The sequence below is a fragment of the Prosthecodimorpha hirschii genome (genome assembly GCF_001305515.1).
Lineage (GTDB): Bacteria > Pseudomonadota > Alphaproteobacteria > Rhizobiales > Ancalomicrobiaceae > Prosthecodimorpha > Prosthecodimorpha hirschii.
The window spans coordinates 3520255-3538343 of sequence record NZ_LJYW01000001.1 but is presented as its reverse complement, the minus strand read 5'-3'; the positions used below and the strand labels follow the sequence as shown (position 1 = coordinate 3538343).

At 72.4% G+C, this 18089-nt stretch carries 15 protein-coding genes; 2 read left to right on the top strand and 13 right to left on the bottom strand.

The genetic code is table 11. The annotated features are described in order from the left end of the window. Positions 1-15 precede the first annotated feature (15 nt). From bchZ to ABB55_RS15440, 6 genes are all read right to left on the bottom strand, one after another. Positions 16-1461 (bottom strand): chlorophyllide a reductase subunit Z, encoded by a 1446-nt coding sequence (bchZ, locus tag ABB55_RS15465; RefSeq protein WP_054359607.1) that lies wholly within the window; start codon positions 1459-1461, stop codon positions 16-18. After that, positions 1461-2987, bottom strand: coding sequence for a chlorophyllide a reductase subunit Y (bchY, locus tag ABB55_RS15460; RefSeq protein ID WP_054359606.1), 1527 nt, complete (start codon positions 2985-2987; stop codon positions 1461-1463). The genes bchZ and bchY overlap by 1 nt, the downstream gene beginning before the upstream one ends. 11 nt (positions 2988-2998) lie before the next feature. Further along, a complete protein-coding gene (locus ABB55_RS15455) occupies positions 2999-3982 on the bottom strand; it encodes a chlorophyllide a reductase iron protein subunit X (RefSeq protein WP_054362083.1) in 984 nt (327 codons plus the stop codon). Beyond that, positions 3979-4908 carry a chlorophyll synthesis pathway protein BchC gene (bchC, locus tag ABB55_RS15450; RefSeq protein WP_054359605.1) on the bottom strand — a complete coding sequence of 310 codons (930 nt, stop codon included), beginning with the start codon at positions 4906-4908 and terminating at the stop codon, positions 3979-3981. Before bchC ends, ABB55_RS15455 begins: the two co-directional genes overlap by 4 nt. A gap of 73 nt (positions 4909-4981) precedes the next feature. Continuing rightward, positions 4982-6160 carry a methyltransferase gene (locus ABB55_RS15445; protein WP_054359604.1) on the bottom strand — a complete coding sequence of 393 codons (1179 nt, stop codon included), beginning with the start codon at positions 6158-6160 and terminating at the stop codon, positions 4982-4984. 1 nt (position 6161) lies between these two features. Continuing rightward, positions 6162-7025 (bottom strand): polyprenyl synthetase family protein, encoded by an 864-nt coding sequence (locus tag ABB55_RS15440; protein WP_054359603.1) that lies wholly within the window; start codon positions 7023-7025, stop codon positions 6162-6164. Between the two features lie 101 nt (positions 7026-7126). Between ABB55_RS15440 and crtD the strand changes: the two genes are divergently transcribed. Continuing rightward, the gene (gene crtD / locus ABB55_RS15435; RefSeq protein WP_054359602.1) at positions 7127-8653 is read left to right on the top strand and encodes a 1-hydroxycarotenoid 3,4-desaturase CrtD; all 1527 of its coding nucleotides are present in this window, start codon (positions 7127-7129) and stop codon (positions 8651-8653) included. Then, complete coding sequence (locus ABB55_RS15430; protein ID WP_244472046.1) at positions 8650-9513, top strand: hypothetical protein; 864 nt, start codon at positions 8650-8652, stop codon at positions 9511-9513. The genes crtD and ABB55_RS15430 overlap by 4 nt, the downstream gene beginning before the upstream one ends. 5 nt (positions 9514-9518) lie before the next feature. On the opposite strand, the gene ABB55_RS15425 is transcribed toward ABB55_RS15430, so the two are convergent. From ABB55_RS15425 to bchI, 7 genes are all read right to left on the bottom strand, one after another. Further along, the gene (locus ABB55_RS15425) at positions 9519-9728 is read right to left on the bottom strand and encodes a hypothetical protein (protein WP_054359601.1); all 210 of its coding nucleotides are present in this window, start codon (positions 9726-9728) and stop codon (positions 9519-9521) included. Next, the gene (locus ABB55_RS15420; RefSeq protein ID WP_420848248.1) at positions 9725-10765 is read right to left on the bottom strand and encodes a phytoene/squalene synthase family protein; all 1041 of its coding nucleotides are present in this window, start codon (positions 10763-10765) and stop codon (positions 9725-9727) included. Before ABB55_RS15420 ends, ABB55_RS15425 begins: the two co-directional genes overlap by 4 nt. After that, positions 10749-12284 (bottom strand): phytoene desaturase, encoded by a 1536-nt coding sequence (locus ABB55_RS15415; RefSeq protein WP_054359599.1) that lies wholly within the window; start codon positions 12282-12284, stop codon positions 10749-10751. Before ABB55_RS15415 ends, ABB55_RS15420 begins: the two co-directional genes overlap by 17 nt. Continuing rightward, positions 12281-13231, bottom strand: a complete 951-nt coding sequence (gene bchO, locus ABB55_RS15410) for an alpha/beta fold hydrolase BchO (protein ID WP_083463653.1) — start codon at positions 13229-13231, stop codon at positions 12281-12283. The genes ABB55_RS15415 and bchO overlap by 4 nt, the downstream gene beginning before the upstream one ends. Continuing rightward, on the bottom strand, positions 13228-15072 hold the full coding sequence (gene dxs / locus ABB55_RS15405; RefSeq protein ID WP_054359598.1) for a 1-deoxy-D-xylulose-5-phosphate synthase: 1845 nt from the start codon (positions 15070-15072) through the stop codon (positions 13228-13230). Before dxs ends, bchO begins: the two co-directional genes overlap by 4 nt. A 221-nt stretch (positions 15073-15293) precedes the next feature. Then, positions 15294-17048 carry a magnesium chelatase subunit D gene (locus tag ABB55_RS15400; protein WP_054359597.1) on the bottom strand — a complete coding sequence of 585 codons (1755 nt, stop codon included), beginning with the start codon at positions 17046-17048 and terminating at the stop codon, positions 15294-15296. Then, entirely contained in the window at positions 17045-18022 is a 978-nt protein-coding gene (bchI, locus tag ABB55_RS15395; protein ID WP_054362080.1) for a magnesium chelatase ATPase subunit I, read from the bottom strand. Before bchI ends, ABB55_RS15400 begins: the two co-directional genes overlap by 4 nt. Positions 18023-18089 lie beyond the last annotated feature (67 nt).

Here is an 18089-nt window from a genome sequence, read left to right as displayed (position 1 = left end):
CGCGGGTCGCCGTCGTCAGGCGGCGCCTTCGAGTTCGCTGGTGGCGCGAAAGACGGATGCTGTGGTGACGCTGGTGTCGCCGCGGCGGCGCGCATCGCGTTCGGCGCCGTCGCGCAGCCGGCGCGCAGCCGAAATGCGCACCAGCACCGGATGGCGTTCCAGCGCCGCTTCGAGCGCTTCCTCGGCATTGCGCTCCCAGGCCAGCTCGGCAAGATGCTTAGCCGGCGTTGGATCGATCCGATCAAGATCGGTGCCGAGCGGAAGGATATGGAACAGGGCGTCGAACAGGGCGTTGCAGACTTCCTGCACCAGGTAGACGGCGCCCGAATAGCCCATGAACGGCGTTCCGGTATGCCGGCGGATGATCGCCCCCGGAAACGAAGCCGGGATATAGATCGAGCGCCCGCCGGCCTCGGCCGCATACATGCGCTCATTGTAGGAACCGAACAGGACCAACGGCGGCGTGGCCTTCAGGGACCGGCGGACGGCCTCGTTGTCGGTCTTGGCACCGGGAATGCGCGCCGTCTGCAGCGTGCAGGGCAGGCCCATCTCGTCTTCCAGGAACTGCCGGATGCCGCGCGCATAGGTCTGCGAGGCGACCACCGCGAAGCTCGCCGTGCCGAAGAAATCCTGCGTCACCGAGCGCCAGAGATCCCACAACGGCTTGATCGTCGTGTGTTTCTCGCGGGCGATGAACGGTTCCGGATCGAGACCGAGCGTCGCGCCGAGTGCGCGCAGGAAGGCCGTGGTGGCATGCAGGCCGATCGGCGCGTGCAGCCAGGGCCGGTCGAGCTGCTCGCACAGGGCGGCGCCGAATTCGCGATAGAGACAGACATTGACTTCGGCTTCGGCGAGCCGCGGGACGTCGGCCAGATGGCTGCCGAGCGGGAAGGTCATGCCGACCTCCGCGCCGATGCCTTCGATCAGGCGCCGGATCTCGGCGAGATCGGACGGCATGTTGAACATGCCGTAGCTCGGGCCGATGATATTGACCTTCGGGCGGACATCGGGAGCCCGCTCCTTAGCCGGCTTCTGTTTCTTCGGACCATACTCCTTCCAGAGCCAGGTCAGCGCCCGGTCGGCGCATTGCCACTGGTCCTCGTCGATGGTCCGCGGCAGGAAGCGCTGGATGTTCGAGCCTTCCGGCGTCACGCCGCCGCCGATCATCTCGGCGATCGAACCGGTGACGACCACGGCCGGCAGGTCTGGATCGAGCGCCCGGCGGGCCCGCTTCATCGCACCTTCCGTGCCGTGCTGGCCGAGTTCCTCCTCGCCGAGCCCGGTCACGACGATCGGCAGCTCGTGCGGCGGCAGCGCGTCGGTATAGTGCAGCACCGAGGTGACCGGCAGGTTCTCGCAGCCAACCGGGCCGTCGATGACCACCTGGAGACCTTTTATGGCCGTGAAGACATAGACGGCACCCCAGTAGCCGCCGGCCCGGTCATGGTCGAGGACGAGCATCAGATCATCTCCTCGGCCTTCTTCGCCTTGGAGGCGGATTCGCGCCGGCGGCGCATCTGTTCGCGGAAGGCGGGGCGCTTGAGCGGCTCGCCGGCCCAGACGCCGGCGGTGTCGCCCTCCCCGACCCCGTCGAAGAAGGCCTCCATGCGGGCGAAGCGCGCGCCGTTGCCGATCGCGCCATTGACGACATGGGCCAGCGAACCGGCGCCGGCAGCGCCGAACAGCGGGCGTGCGGAGACCAGATTGGTGAAATAAAGCGCCGGGATGGCCATCTCCTTGGCCTTCTGCACGACCGGGGTCGTGCCGATGGCAAGATCGGGCCGGATCGCCATGACGGCGGCGACATCGCGTTCGAGCGAGGCGCGGTAGACGACCTCGACGCCACGGGCCTCGAGCCAGGTCCGGTCGGCCTCCGACCAGGGCGTGCGCGGGCAGGCCGTGCCGACATAGGGCACTTCCGCACCGCTCTCGATCAGCAGACGGGCGACCAGGAGCTCGGAGCCCTCATAGCCCGAGACCGTGATCCGGCCCTTGACGGGAGAGCCGGCGAGCGCACCGCGGATGGCGGCGAGCTGGCGGTTCTTGGCCTCGTCGGCGAGACGGGCCGGAACGCCGGCGGCGGCCGCGATCGCATCGAGCCAGGCCATGGTGCCGTCGACGCCGACCGGCGCGGAGCCGACCACCGGCCGCCCGGCCGCTTCGAACTCGCGCACCGAGGCCGTGTAGAAGGGATGGATCGCCGCCACCACGGCGCCGTCGAGGGCGGCATAGAGCTCGCGCCATTCGCGCGTCGGCACGACCGGGCCGGCGGCAAGGCCCATCGGCTCCAGCATGCGGCCGATGCCGACCGGATCGGCCGGGAACATCTCGCCGAGCAGCGTCACGGTCGGCCGGTCGGACGGTCCGCCGCGCGGCGCCAGCACCGGGCCGTTCTCGGCCTCGCGGCGGGCGAAGGCGAGCATCGCGCCGGCTAGCACGTCCTTGGCTTCCGCATGGGTCGGCACGCCGAAACCGGGCACGTCGATGCCGACGATGCGGACGCCGTTGATCTCCTTCGGCAGCAGCCGGAGCGGCACGCCGGAGGCGGTCGGCACGCACAGATTGGTGACCACGATGGCGTCGTAGAGGGCGGGATCGGCGAGCGCATGGACGGCGTCGCGGATGTCCTCGAACAGCTTGCCGGTGACCAGCGTCTCCGAATTGAACGGAACGTAGCCGACCGTGCGCTTGGCGCCGTAGAAATGCGACGTGAAGGTCAGGCCGTAGACGCAGCAGGCCGAGCCGGACAGCACGGTCGCGGTGCGGCGCATGCGCAGGCCGACCCGCAGCGAACCGAAGGCCGGGCACATGCTCTGCGGCCGGTCGTGCGGGCCGACCGGATAGTCCTCGGCCAGGCGGTCGAGCAGTTCCGATCCGCCGGCGGCACGGGCGGCGGCCCTGAGGGTCTCAGCCCCGCCGTGACAGCCGTCGTTGACGACGCTGTCGGCGACCGGGGACGGTCCTGCTTCATCGAGGACGACGGTCATGGCGACACCGATCAGACGGTTTGATAGACGATCTCGAGCGACGGCCGGGACAGATCGGAAAGCCCGCACATGTCTTCGAGCGTGGCCGGTTCCAGCACCCAGTCGCGGCCGACATCCTCGCTCTTGAAGAGGCCGAGCAGGTCGTCCTGGCCGAGCGGCCGCGGACGGACCGGCGGCGCGTCGGCGACATTGCCGGCGAGGTCGTCGAACAGCGGCGCCCAGCGGTCGCCCGGCCGGCCGACGATCTGATAGTTCGCACTCTTGCGGCGGATGTCCTCGTCGGCCGGAATGGCGGCGAGCACCGGGATGCCGACCCGATCGGCGAAGGCCTGCGCCTCGCCGGTGCCGTCATCCTTGTTGATCACCATGCCGGCCACGCCGACATTGCCGCCGAGCTTGCGGAAATAGTCGACCGCCGAGCAGACATTGTTGGCGACATAGAGCGACTGCAGGTCGTTGGAGGCGACCACGATCACCTTCTGGCACATGTCGCGGGCGATCGGCAGGCCGAAGCCGCCGCAGACCACATCGCCGAGGAAGTCGAGCAGGACGTAGTCGAAGCCCCATTCGTGGAAGCCGAGCTTCTCGAGCAGTTCGAAGCCATGGATGATGCCGCGGCCGCCGCAGCCGCGGCCGACCTCCGGTCCGCCCAGCTCCATGGCGAAGACGCCGTCGCGCTTGAAGCAGACATCGCCGATCTTCACGTCCTCGCCGGCCAGCTTCTTGCGCGCCGAGGTTTCGATGATGGTCGGGCAGGCGCGGCCGCCGAACAGGAGCGAGGTCGTGTCGCTCTTCGGATCGCAGCCGATCAGCAGAACCTTCTTGCCGTTCTGCGCCATGTTGTAACTGAGATTGGCGAGCGTGAAGCTCTTGCCGATGCCGCCCTTGCCGTAGATGGCGATGATCTGGGTGGCCTTGGTGGCCGGGATGACCGGCAGCTCGTCCGGATCGTGGGTCGGCGTGGCCGCATCGGGCGTCTTGACGATCGTGTTCATGCCGTAGCCCTCCAATCGAGGATCATCTTCAGACAACCCGGATCGCTGAAGGCCTTGCGGTAGGCCTCCGGCGCATCGGCGGCGGGCGCCCGGTGCGAGATCAGGCCGTCGAGCGAGAGGCGCCCGTCGGCGAGCAGTGCCAGGACGGCGGCGAGATCGTCCGGCCGCCATTCGGCCGCGATGCGCAGACGGATCTCGCGCATGAAGGCCGGCGGGAAGGCGAAGCTCGGGCGTCCCTCGTAGAAGCCGGCGAGGACGATCTCGGCGCCGGGCGCGGCCCGGGCGACCAGACTGTCGATCACCTCGCTGTCGCCGCTGGCGTCGTAGATCACCGTGTAGTCGCGGCGCGGATCCTCGTCCGGGTCGAGCACGCGGTAGCCGCGCGCGCCGATCTGGCGGCTGGGATTGCGCTCGATCACGGTCGGGTGGCCGCCGAGCGCCACGGTCAGGCGGGCGAGCAGCCGTCCGAACACGCCGTGGCCGATGATCAGTTTGGGCAACGGTCCGCCGGCAAGCGCATGGCGCGCCGTGGCCGCCAGCGCCAGCAGGGTCCCGTTCGCACCGAGCGTCTCGTCGATCGGCGTGATCCGGTTGGCATCGACCAGGAGCCGCTGCGCCGCACCGCCGAACAGGCCCTTGACGGGTCCGTAGCAGCGGGCGCCCGGCACGAACACGAAGGTGCCCTCGTCGAGCCCGCTCGAACCCGGATCGACCACCCGGCCGACCGTCTCGTAGCCCGGCACGAGCGGGTAGCCCATGCCCGGAAAGGGTGGCATCCGGCCGGACCAGAGCAGCTTCTCGGTGCCCGTGGAAATGCCCGAATAGGCGGTCTCGACCAGCACGTCCTCCGCGCCGGCCGGCAGGCACCCGACGCGCTCAAGCGCCAGGGCACCGGGATTTCGCAGGACGACGGCGACGGTTTCCATGACGCTTCTCCTCCCCGGAGGCGACACACGACATTGACTGTAAGAGACGCCTGACGGTCTCTTGTGTCAATTATTATTTACGTTCTGTAGCCGCTTTTGTGTCCGCCGCCGCTGACAGCAGCGACACCAGCATGGGCCGGCGGGTCGGATGACGGCGGATATCCGTGAAGCCCGCCGCGACCATCAGGCGGCCGACCGCGTCGGCCGAGCGCGGTCGGCCCCGTCCCATGGCCATCAGGTAGAAGCCGAAATAGGCATCGCCCATGCGTTCCGCGCCCGGGGTCCGGGCGAGCGGCTCGGCGACCAGAAGTCGCCCGCCCGGCTCCAGGGCCGCGCGCGCGGCGCGCAGAAGCGTGAGGACGATCGCGTCGGGATGATCGTGCAGGATGCGGACGAGCGTGATCAGGTCCGCCCCGGCGGGCAGCGGGTCGCTGCGGAAGTCGCCCGCCGCGACGCGGGCGCGATGGCCGAGACCGAGTTCGGCGAAGCGCGCCGCGGCCAGCCTGGCCACCGGGGGAAGGTCGAACAGCACCAGGTCGAGCGTCGGATGGCGCGCCGCCAGCGCCGCCAGGAAGCCGCCGGTGCCGCCGCCGACATCGAGCACGCGCCGGTGCCGGCCGAAATCGTAGGCGTCGAGGGCATCGCCGTCGACGAAGCCGACGGTCGAGGCCATCAGCTCCGAATAGGCCGCAGCCGGGTGCGTCTCCGTGCCGGGCCCGTCCGCATAGGGCCAGAACCGCGCCAGTTCGGTGCCGCCCGGCGGGGCACGCAGGAGCGCGACCGGGTCGGCGAGATCGCGGTAGAACAGGGCGTGGTGCTCGATCATCCGCTGCAGGCCGGGATTGCCGCGCAGGGCGGCGCCGAGCAGGCCGAGCCCGTAGCGGCCGTCCGGGCGCCGTTCCAGAAGCCCGAGCGCCACCGAGGCATCCGCCAGCCGGGCCGTGGGCTCCGGCTCGAGCCCGAGACGCGAGGCCAGCGCGTCGAGCGCGAGGGGCTCACCGGCGACGGCATCGAACAGCCGCAGCCGCACGCCGGCGAGCAGGATCTGCGAGTAGACGAAGCCGGCGCACAGATCGAAGAGATCGGACGCGTGCCGGCCGGCGACCCGCCGGACAACCGGCAGGTCGGCCGCAAAACGTTGGAATCGCTGACTTTCGACCAAGCGGTTGCGCCAGCCGGCGAGCCGGTCGCGCAGGCGCGCGAACGGTCCGTCCCTCACCCTGCCGGCCCAGCCGTCGGTTTGGGCGGCCATGTCACGCCGCCTCGGCCGCCAGTTCCGCCGGCAGGAACTTGCGCGTCTCGCGCAGGATCATGGCCTTGAGCAGCGCGTCGCCCGGACAGACCGGCACCACCTCGACGGCGCGGGCGACCAGCACCCGCAACCGGTCCATCGCGCCGGCCATGCCGAATTCCCGCGTCGCGCTCGGCCGCCCGAGGGCCGCATCGCGACCGACCGGCTTGCCGAGTTCGGCGGGCTCGCAGACCAGGTCGCGGATGTCGTCGGCGACCTGATAGGCCTCGCCGATCGCCATGCCGAGCGCCCGCCAGGGCTCCGGTTCGAAGCCGGCCGCGGCGGCGCCCGCCATGGTGGCGCCCGAGATCAACGCGCCGGTCTTGCGGCGGTGATAGTCGGAGAGCCCGATGCTCGGTTCGCATTCCTGCGCCTGGCCGGCGACGATGCCGTTCGGCGCGCCGACCGCATCGGCGACGATGCCGATCAGCCGCCGGAGCCGCACCGGGTCGGAGACCCGCCGCGCCAGTTCGGAGAAGGCCAGCACGATCAGGGCATCGCCGGTCAGAAGAGCGACATTCTCGCCATAGGCGGCATGGATCGACGGGCGACCGCGGCGCAATGCGGCATCGTCGAAGCAGGGCATGTCGTCATGGACCAGCGAGGCGCAATGCAGGAGCTCGATGGCGGCGGCGGCGGCATCGGCCGTGGCCGGCTGATCGTCTGCGCAGGCGAAGGCGACCGCGAGGGTCAGCCGCGGCCGGAGCCGCGCGCCGCCGGGTATCACCGCATCACGAAGCGCGCCGCCGAGCCGCGGGGGACATCCGTCCCTGGCCGTGGCCAGTGCCAGTTCGAGGGCGGTCTCGATGCGGCCTGCAGCGTCCATGGCGAGCGCTCCTCTATGACTGTCAGATATTTTTGACTTTCATATCTGTCCGAAAAATATGACACTGCAAAGCGGAGAGTGTCAATCCGGGGAGCCTGGCCATGTCTGCCCGCGTGGTCGTGATCGGCAGCGGCATGGGAGGCCTCGCGGCGGCGGTCGAACTCGCCGCGGCCGGGATGGACGTGACCGTGCTGGAACGGGCCGGCCGGCCGGGCGGCAAGCTCGCCGTGATCGACACGCTGGCCGGTCCGATCGATTGCGGGCCGACCGTCTTCACCCTCAAGCCGATCTTCGAGGCCCTGTTCGCCAGCGGCGGCGCGCGGCTCGACGACCATGTCCGGCTGGTGCCGGTCGACGTGCTGGCGCGGCACGCCTGGCCGGACGGCAAGCGGCTCGACCTGCTCGCCGATCCGCTCGAGACCGCCGACGAGATCGGCCGCTTCGCCGGGTCGGGCGAATCCGGGCGTTTCCTCGATTTCTGCCGTGCCGCCCGGCACGTCTTCGACACGCTCGATCAGCCCTATCTGAATGCCGACGGGGCGAGCCTCGCCGGGCTGCTGCGGCGGGCCGGCCTGAGCGGATTGCCCGATCTGATCGCCCTGCGCCCGTTCACGTCGCTCTGGAAGGCGCTCGGCGGCTATTTCCAGGATCCGCGCCTGCGCCAGCTGTTCGCCCGCTACGCGACCTATTGCGGCTCCTCGCCCTTCGCGGCCCCGGCGACGCTGATGCTGGTCGCCCATGTCGAACGCCTCGGCGTCTTCGCGGTCGAGGGCGGCATGAGCACGATCGCCCGGGCGGTTGCGGACCTGGCGCAGCGCTGCGGCGCGCGCTTCCGATTCGCCGCGGAGGCGACGCAGATCATCGTCGCCCATGGCAGTGCCACCGGCGTGCGGCTCGCCGACGGCGACGTCCTGCCGGCCGACATCGTGGTCCACAACGGCGACATCGCTGCGCTCGGCGCCGGGCTGCTCGGCCCGGCCGCCGCCCCGGCTGCGCCGGCGATGCCCCGGCTGACCCGGTCGCTGTCGGCCGTCACCTGGGCGATCGCCGGGGAGGTCTCCGGCTTTCCTCTCGTCCGCCACAGCGTGTTCTTCTCGTCGGACTACGGGCGGGAATTCGAGGATCTGTTCCATCACCGGCGCCTGCCGACCGAGCCGACCGTCTATGTCTGCGCGCAGGACCGCGCCCAGGATCGCGATCCGGGCGGGCCGGAACGGCTGCTGGTCCTCGTCAATGCGCCGGCGGACGGCGATCTGCGCCCCCTCGAACCGCAGGAGATCGCGCGATGCGAGACCGCGACCTTCGCCCATCTGAAGCGGCTCGGCCTGACCGTAACGGCGGCGGAGAGCCGGATCACGACGCCCGCGGACTTCGCCCGCCGCTTTCCGGCGACCGGGGGGGCCCTCTACGGGCGGGCGACCCACGGCTGGTCGTCGGCCTTCCGGCGGCCCGGTCCGCGGACCTCGATCCCGGGTCTCTATCTGGCGGGCGGCAGCGCTCATCCGGGACCCGGCCTGCCGATGGCGGCTCTGTCGGGGCGGCTGGCGGCCCTGTCGGCGATCCGGGACTGGACTTCGACCACCCGGTCGCACCGGGCGGCTATGCCTGGTGGTACCTCGACGGCGTGAGCGACGACGGCGCATCGGCGATCACGGTGATCGGCTTCGTCGGCAGCGTCTTCTCGCCCTACTACGCCTTCGCGCGCCGGCGCGGTGCGGCCGATCCGGAGAATCACGTCGCCATCAACGTCGCGCTCTACGGGCGCGGCGCGGCCTGGGCGATGACGGAGCGCGGCCGCGGGGCGCTGCGGCGCGGCCCCGACCTCCTGGAGGTCGGGCCGAGCCGGATGCGGCGCGAGGGGCGGCAGCTGATCGTCGAGATCGACGAGATCGCGGTGCCCTGGCCGCGCCGTCTGCGGGGCACGATCCGGCTCGACCTGCCGGCACTCGGCACCGAGGACTACGCCCTCGGCGAGGACGCCCGCCATGTCTGGCGCCCGATCGCGCCGGTCGCCCGGATCGAGGTCGCGTTCGAACAGCCGCGCCTTGCCTGGCGCGGCAACGCCTATCTCGATCACAATCGCGGCACGGAGCCGATCGAGGCCGGCTTCCGGTCCTGGTCCTGGGCGCGCCTGACCAACCCGGCCGGCACCACGGTCTGCTACGCCGTCGAGGGTCGCCGGGAGGGGCCGCGCGGCTTCGCTCTGGCCTTCCCGCCGGCAGGCCCTCCGGTGCCCGGGCCGCTGCCGCCCTTCGTCGCCCTGAAGCCGACCCTGTGGCGGATCGCCCGCCCGGTCGCCTCGGAGGACGCCAGCAGCACGCGCATCCTGAAGACGCTCGAGGATGCGCCCTTCTACGCCCGATCGCTGGTCGCCGCGACGATCGGTGGAGAGCCGGCCGTCGGCATTCACGAGAGCCTGTCGCTGGATCGGTTCCGCCGGCCGGTCGTGCAGATGATGCTGCCCTTCCGCATGCCGCGCCGCGCCTGAACCGTTCATGGCCGCGTCTCGCCCGCGGACCCGCCCGTGGACCTGCCGGCGTCCGGAGGCCGCGCGTCGCGCTCTCGCTCCTGCCGCTCGCGCGCCTCGCGCAACCGCTTCAGCGATCTGAGCTCCCACCAGGCGAAGGCCAGGGCGGGCAGGAAGACCAGCATCATCTCGAAGGCCGAGAAGAGCATCCAGTTGCTGCCGTCGGCCTCGGTCATGACCGGACCCCGACGCGCACCGGCATCGGCCGCCGCGACGCGCGGCGGCGCTCCTCCTGGATGGTCAGGATCTCGATCAGCCGCGCGGCGGATCCGGGCCGCGCAGCGGCCGGGCCGGGCCTTTCGGCGGCAAGCCGGGCGACCAGGTCGCGGGCGCTGTCCGGCGCGGCATCGGCGCGCGGTGTCGATCCGGAAAGCAGCGCCGCCGCCACGGCATCGGCCATCAGCACCAATTTGCGCCGGCCGGGCACGACGGTGCGGGCCGAAATCGAATCGTGCCCGGCTGCGGCCAGGCGATGGCCGATCTCGCGATAGACGAGGCGGGCGGCATGGATCGCCGGACGGCAATCCGGCGGCAGCAGCGCGATGCCGGCTTCCGCGCGGGCATAGTGGCTCTCGGCCGCCGCCAGCAGGCGCGCCACCACCCGGGCGAGGCCGGGCGACGGGGACGGCGCCGTGAGCAGCGCCGGACCGTCCAGCCCTTCGGCGGCGAGCCAGTCGAGCGGCAGATAGAGCCGTCCCGCACGGGCATCCTCGCCGACGTCGCGCGCGATGTTGGTGTACTGCATGGCGATGCCGAGATCGGCGGCCCGTGCGAGCGCCGCCTCCGAACGGCGCCCCATCAGCACCGACATCATCATCCCGACCACGCCGGCGACCCGGAACGCATAGGCCTCCAGGGCGGCGAGATCGGCATAGCGCCGGCCATCCGCATCCCAGGCGAAGCCCTCGATCAGGGCCTCCGGCAAGGCGCGCGGCAGATCGATCGTCTCGACGAGATCGGCGAACAGGCGCTCGACCGGGCAGGCTGCCGGCCGGCCGGCATAGATGCGGTCGAGCCGCCGGCGCAGGTCGGCGACCGCGGCGGCCGGATCGGCGCTGCCGTCGACCGCATCGTCGGCCGCACGGCAGAAGGCATAGAGCACGGTCGCCGGCCCGCGCAGCCGCGGCGGCAGCAAGAGCGAGGCCGCGAAGAAGGATTTCGAGCCCTCCGCGAGGCTCCTGCGGCAGGCGCGGCGGTCAGCGGACGAGAGCATCGGCATGGGGCACCACCCGATCGAGGATGCGGGCCGAGGACAGCACGCCCGGCAGCCCGGCGCCCGGATGGGTGCCGGCACCGACCAGATAGAGCCCGTCCACATCCTCGCTGCGATTGTGCGGCCGGAACCACGCGCATTGGGTCAGCACCGGCTCCGGCCCGAAGGCGGCGCCCTTCTCGGCCAGGAAATCGGCGGCGAAATCGAGCGGCGTGGTCACCCGCGAGGTGACCAGCGCAGCGCCGAGCCCCGGCAGGACGGTGCGTTCCAGTTCGGCCGCGATCGCCCGGCGATAGGGTTCGGCGGCACGGGTCCAGTCGATCGGCGCATCCAGATTGGCCACCGGCGCCAGAACGTAGAAGGCGTCGCAGCCGGACGGCGCCAGGCTCGGATCGGTCGCGGTCGGGCGATGCAGGTAGAGGCTGAAATCCGCCGGCAGGGCACGGGCGCCGAAGATCTCCGCCAGCAGCTCCCGATAGCGCGGGCCGAGCAGGATCGTATGGTGCGGCACCTCCGGATAGGTCCTGTCGGTCCCGAAATACCAGACGAACAGGCTCATCGACTGGCGCATCCGGCCGACCTTGCGGTCGGTCCAGCGACGACGCGCCGCGGCCGGCAGGAGCTGGCGATAGGTGGCGGCCGCATCGGCATTGGAGACGACGATATCGGCCGGGACCGTCTCGCCGCCGGCGAGCCGCACCCCGCAGGCGCGTCCGTTCTCGACCAGGATGCGGTCGACCTCGGCGCCGTGGCGGATGCGCCCGCCCTGCCGCTCGATCAGCCCGACCAGGCCGGCGACCAGCCGGCCGGTCCCACCCATGGCGAAATGCACGCCCCAGCGCCGTTCGAGCGCGGAGACCAGCACCAGCACGGCGGTGGCCGTGAAGGGATTGCCGCCGATGAACAGCGGGTGGAAGCCGAGCGCGATGCGCAGCCGCTCGTCCTTGACGTAGGACGAGACCAGCGCATGCACCGACCGCCAGCCGCCGAGCCGGACCAGTTCCGGCAGGACGCGCGCCATGTCGGCGGCGCGGTCGAACGGCACATCGCCGAGCTTCTCGAAGCCGACCCGGAACATCGCCTCGGCATGGGCGAGAAAGCGCTCGTAGCCCGGCCCGTCGCCGGGGGCGAGGCGGTCGACCTCGGCGCGCATGCGGGCCGGATCGCCCGAGCAGTCGATCGTCGAGCCGTCGTGGAAGCGAATGCGGTAGAAGGGATCGATCGGCCTCAGATCGACATCGGCCGCCATGTCGCGCCCGCACAGCGCCCACAATTCGGCGAAGAGATGCGGGGCGGTGACGATGGTCGGGCCGGCATCGAAGGTGAAGCCGTCCTGCCGATGGACCCGGGCGCGGCCGCCGGACTGCTCGAGCCTTTCCAGCACGGTGACCCGGTAGCCGCGCGCGCCGAGCCGGATGGCGGCGGCGAGCCCGCCGAAGCCGGAACCGATCACCACCGCATGCGGCTGGCGGCGGACCGGGCGGGCGGCGCGATGCAGCGAGGCGTCGTGTCCGCTCATGGGGCACCCTCCGGCAAGAGTCCGTGGCGCACCGCCGCCGCCGCGATCAGCGCCGCGATGCGGTCGGGCGCCTCCTCATGGGCGAGGTGGCCGAGCCCGGCCAGTTCCACGATCTCGGGCCGCGCCAGACGGCGGGCCGTCTCGCCGGCCTGACGGGCCGGCACCATGCCGTCGCGGGCGCCGGCGACCAGCAGCACCGGGACCTTCAGGCGCGGCAGGTCGCGCAACAGCGGTTCCAGGTCCCAGCCGGCCATCATGCCGAAGGCGGCGGCGACCTGGTCGGGATCGGCGGCGAGCCGCCGGTAGAAGCCGGCAGCGGCCGGATCGAGCCGCGATCCGGTGCGCTCCAGGAGCCTGTCGACCACGGCCGGATCGCGCGCCCGGCGGGCGAAGAAGCGCGGCAGGAGCGGGTTGAGCGCCAGGAACCGGGCGACCGGCGAGACGGCCCGGGCGAGCGGTCCGCCGAAGCCGGCCAGCGCGCCGTTCAGGCTGACCACGAGACCGGGATGGATGGCGCCGTCGAGGCATAGCCGCAAGGCGATCGCCGCCCCGGCGGAGTGGCCGACGGCGAGCACCGGCTCGACCTCCAGCGCGCGCAGGAGGGCCGCCAGGGCGGCCGCCATTCCGGGCAGGTTGGTGCGGCCGGACGGCAGCGGCTCGCTGAAGCCGTGACCGGGAAGGTCGCACAGCACGACGGTGAAATGCCGGGCCAGAAGCGGCGCGAGCGCCGCGTAGGAATGCGTCGAGGCGCCGGTGCCGTGGATCAGCAGGGCCGCGGGGCCGGAGCCCATGACCTGGACGTGCCACAGGATATCGGCGCGGACGAAGCGGCTCGCCGCCCGGTTCGGCCAGTCCTGCCCGTCGCGATCGAAGCGCAGGCGCGCCAGCGTGGCGAGCGAGCGCCGCGCCGGCGGAGAGGCAGCCGCCACCGCGCCCGGATGGGTCATGACACGAATCCCGGCAGTCCGGCGGCGACCAGAACCGGCCGGTTGGCCATGCGCGGACGGGTCTGTTCGAGTGCAGACCGGGCGGCCTCGGCGATACCGGCGCCGTCGAGCCCGGCCGCCTGGAGCAGGACGCCGGGGCCGTCATGGGGCAGGAACCGGTCCGGCAGGGCGAGGGTCCGCACGACCAGGCGTCCGACCGGCATGCGCGCCTCGGCGATGAGCCTGAGGACCGCGGTGCCGAAGCCGCCGGCGGCCTCCTCGACCGTGATCAGGACGCGATGGCGGCGGGCCAGCGACAGGATCAGTTCGGCATCGAGCGGCTTGACGAAGCGGGCATCCACCACCGTGGCGAAGATGCCGTCGCGCGCCAGCCGGTCGGCGGCGTCGCCGGCGGCGGCGAGCCGGGTGCCCAGCGACAGGATCGCGACATCCTCGCCTTCCGAATAGATGCGGCCGCGCCCGATCGTGAGCACGCGCGCCGGTTCGCTGAGATCGACGCCGAAGCCGTCGCCGCGCGGGAAGCGGAAGGCGATCGGCCCCTCGTCATAGGCCGCGGCGGTGGCGACCATGTCGCGCAGTTCGGCCTCGTCGGCCGGCGCCATCACGACCATGCCGGGCAGGCAGGCGAGCATCGCCAGATCGTAGCTGCCGGCATGGGTCGCCCCATCGGCGCCGACCACGCCGGCCCGGTCGATGGCGAAGCGCACCGGCAGGTGCTGGATCGCCACGTCATGGACGATCTGGTCGTAGGCGCGCTGCAGGAAGGTCGAGTAGATCGCGCAGAAGGGCTTCATGCCCTCGCAGGCGAGGCCGGCCGCGAAGGTGACGGCATGCTGCTCGGCGATGCCGGTATCGAAGGCGCGGTCCGGGAAGGCCTTGGCGAAGCGCTCGATGCCGGTGCCGGAGGCCATCGCGGCGGTGATGCCGACGATGCGCCGGTCGTCGCGTGCCTCCGCGATCAGCGCATCGGCGAAGACCTGGGTGAAGCTCGGCGCGAGGGCCTTCGGCTTGGCCTGCACGCCGGTGGCCGGATCGAACGGGGTGACGCCGTGCAGGCGGTCGGCGGCCTTTTCGGCCGGGGCATAGCCGTGGCCCTTCTCGGTGCGGACATGCAGGACGACCGGCCCGCCGCAATCGCGGACCGCCTCCAGCGCCTCGACCAGAGCCGTCATGTCGTGACCGTCGACCGGGCCGCGATAGGTGAAGCCGAGCGCCGTGAACAGGTTCTCGGGCGCGTTGGTGCCCCCCGCCAGGGCGTCGAGATGGCCCGACAGGGCGCCGACCGGCGGCGAGATCGACATGGCGTTGTCGTTGATGATGACGGTCACCGGCAGCCCGGAGGCGCCGGCATTGTTCAGGCCCTCATAGGCGAGGCCCGCCGACAGAGCGCCGTCGCCGATGACGCAGACCACCCGTCCGGACCGGCCGAGCAGGCGGCGGGCAGCCGCGAAGCCGAGCGCGGCCGAGATCGAGGTCGAGGAATGGCCGGCGCCGAACGGGTCGTAGGCGCTTTCGTCGCGCTTGGTGAAGCCGGACAACCCGCCGCCCTGGCGGATGGTCTCCAGCCGGCCGAGCCGTCCGGTCAGCATCTTGTGCGGATAGGCCTGGTGGCCGACATCCCAGATCAGGATGTCGTCGGGCGTGTCGAACACCCGATGCAGCGCGATGGTCAGTTCGACCACGCCGAGGCTGGCGCCAAGATGGCCGCCGGTCCGCGACACCGAGCGGACCAGCGTGCCGCGCAACTCGTCGGCGAGCCGCGGCAGCAGCGCGGGGTCGAGTGCCCGGATGTCGGCCGGCACGGCGATATGGGACAGGAGAGCGTTTCCTTCCGGGGCCATGTCAGCACCTCATTGGCGGGACGAACCCGCACGTTGGCGGGACGAACCCGCGTTTCTGGCGGGGCGAGCCCGCATGTTGGCGGGACGAACCCGCGTGACTGGCGGGCCCAGCCCGCATTCCGGCGGGACGAACCCGCAATTCGGCGGGCGAACCCGCATTCCGGCGGGCGAACCCGCAACCGGGCGGGACCAGCCCGCGATGCGGCGGGAAAGCCCGCCTGTCAGCCGGCGCGACGGGCCGGCACCCTGGAACGGACGGCCGCAGCAACGACGCCGGCATCGGCGCGCGGCAGCGGCAGGTAGGTGGCGCCCATCGCCTCGGCGAGGCGACCGGCGCGTGGATTGGGGCGATCGGAAATGTCCAGCATCAGCGTCGGGACGGCGTGGACGCGCAGCCGGGCCGCCGCGGCGAGCGCATCGGCCTCCGCCCGGCCCCGCCCGCCGGCGCCGTCGAGGGCGACGTTGCCCTGCCCGTCGGTCAGGAAGACGAGGTTCGGCGCCTCGTCGGCCCGTCCCAGACGCAGCGCCAGCGCGAGCCCGGCCTCGATCGCGGCGGCGAGCGGCGTACCGCCGCCGGCAGCCATGTCGGCGAGGCGGCGCCGGGCCTGGGTGAGCGAGCCGGTCGGCGGCAGCACGGTCTCGCAGACGCGGCCCCGGAAGATGAGCAGGGCGACGCGATCGCGGCGGACGTAGCAATCCGACAGGATGATCTCGACCGCCCCCTTGGCCTCGGCGAGCCGGTGCAGGGCCGACGACCCGGAGGCATCGACGACGAAGACCGTAGTCGAGCGCGCATGGCGGCGGTGCCGGCGGATCGCCAGGTCGGCCGGGCGCACGGCCACGATCATGCCGGGCGGCGGCGCGGCGCGCAGGCGCTTCATGGGCGCGGCACGGCGCAGGGTCTCGAGGAGATCGAGCCGCGCGCCGCCGGTCGGCCGGCCGGGCCGGCTCGGCAGCGGCCGGCCGCCGGCGCCGCGCGGCGTCCTGCGATCGGGTCCGGACCGGCCATCCGCCGCCGAACGCGGGGCGGAGCGAGCCGTGGCGAGGCGGGCGAGCAGGTCCGGCGGCAGAAGGGCGGCGGTCGCTTCGATCACGCGGTCGGCGAGCGGGCGATCGGACGGATCGGTGTCGGTCTCGGCCGCATCGTCCGGTGCCTCCGCGGGCGGCGGCGGCGGTTCGGCGGCCTCCGGTTCCTGCATCGGCCAGCGGGTCGCACGCGGCGCCAGCACCAGATGGGCGGCGGCGACGACGTCCTCGTCGGCCGGCACAGACCGGCCGGCCAGCGCCGCGGACGCCCGCATGGTGCGCGCCGCCAGAATGAGCGCTCGCGGCGAGCCGACCCCGAGCGCGATGGCAGCCTCGGCAAGCGCGTGAAGGAGCGGATCCGGCAGGTCGACGGCGCCGAGCCGAGCCCGCGCCGCCTCGATGTCCGGTTCGTCCTCGGGCACCAGGTCGGCCAGCCGCACCGCGGACAGGTCGATCCGGAAGGCGAGCCGGTCGGTGAGCGCGCCCGGCAGCGGCGGATCGTCCGGGCCGCCTTCGTCGAGCGCGACGACGATGGGGGGCAGCGTCTGGAGCGGGCGCCGGGCGGCGGCCGGCGGCACGGTGTCGGACCGGTCGAGCGCGGCGGCCAGCCGGCCGGCCGTGGCCGTGCCGAGCCGTTCGGCCGACGGCACCACCAGCAGGGCTCCGGCCGCCTCGGCGAGCAGTCCGGGTCGGTCGACCGGACGGCCGGCGGCCAGCGTCGCGGCGACATCGAGCCCGCCGTCGAGCCGACCCGGATCGATCGAGGCCGGCAGACGGCGCAGCGCGATGCCCGGTCCGAGCTGTGCGACCAGCCGTTCGACGATCGGGTCGGTCGCGCCGCGGCCGCCGCCGAGAATGAGACCGCCCAATCCGACCGGGTCGACCGCGATCAGATCGGCGGCCCGCGAGGCATCCGCGAAGGCTTGCTGGGTCCGGTCCGGCGCGGTCATGACGCGAACACCTCGCGCAGCGCGATCTCGACCCGGGCGGTCGAGCCGACATCGTCGAGCGGGTTGCGGCGCAGCCGATGGCGCAGCGCCGACGGGGCCATCCGGCGGATCTGGTCGTCGCCGACCGCCGCGGCGCCTTCGAGGGCGGCGAGCGCCCGGGCGGCCCGGATGATGGTCAGTTCGCCGCGCAGGCCGTCGGTGCCGAGCGCGATGCACAGTTGCGCGGCCCGCTCGATGGCGGCATCCGGCACCGCGACGGCTTCGAGCGCCTTGCGGGCGACGACGATGCGGCGGCGCGCCTTGGCCTCGTCCTTGCTCCAGGCTGCCGCGAAGCCGGCCCGATCACGCTCGAAGGCGGTGCGCCGCTTCACGACCTCGACCCGTTCGGCGACCGTGGCGGGAGTGCCGACATCGACCGCAAGGCCGAACCGGTCGAGCAGCTGCGGGCGCAGCTCGCCCTCCTCCGGATTGCCGCTGCCGATGAGCACGAAGCGAGCCGGATGGCGCAGGCTGAGCCCCTCGCGCTCGATCACGTTGGAGCCCGACGCCGCCACGTCGAGCAGGAGGTCGACGAGATGATCCTCGAGCAGGTTGACCTCGTCGATATAGAGGAAGCCGCCATGGGCCCGGGCGAGCAGGCCGAGTTCGAAGGCCTTCTCGCCGCGGGTCAGGGCCCGTTCCAGGTCGAGCGCCCCGACCAAGCGGTCCTCGGTCGCGCCGAGCGGCAGGTCGACGACCGGGATCGGCACCCGCACGACCCGCAGGCTGCGCGGACCTGCGGCGGCGCACTCCGCGCACAGGTCGTCGCGGTCGTCGGGATCGCAGGCGAACCGGCAGCCGGCCACGGCACGACGCTCCGGCAGCAGGGCCGCCAGGGCGCGCACCGCGGTCGATTTGCCGGTGCCGCGATCGCCGAGGATCAGCACGCCGCCGAGACCCGGGTCGACGGCCGCCAGCATCAGCGCGCGCTTCATCTCTTCCTGGCCGACGATGGCCGTGAAGGGAAAGTTGGTCCGGCCGCGGGCCGGGCCCGTCGCGGCC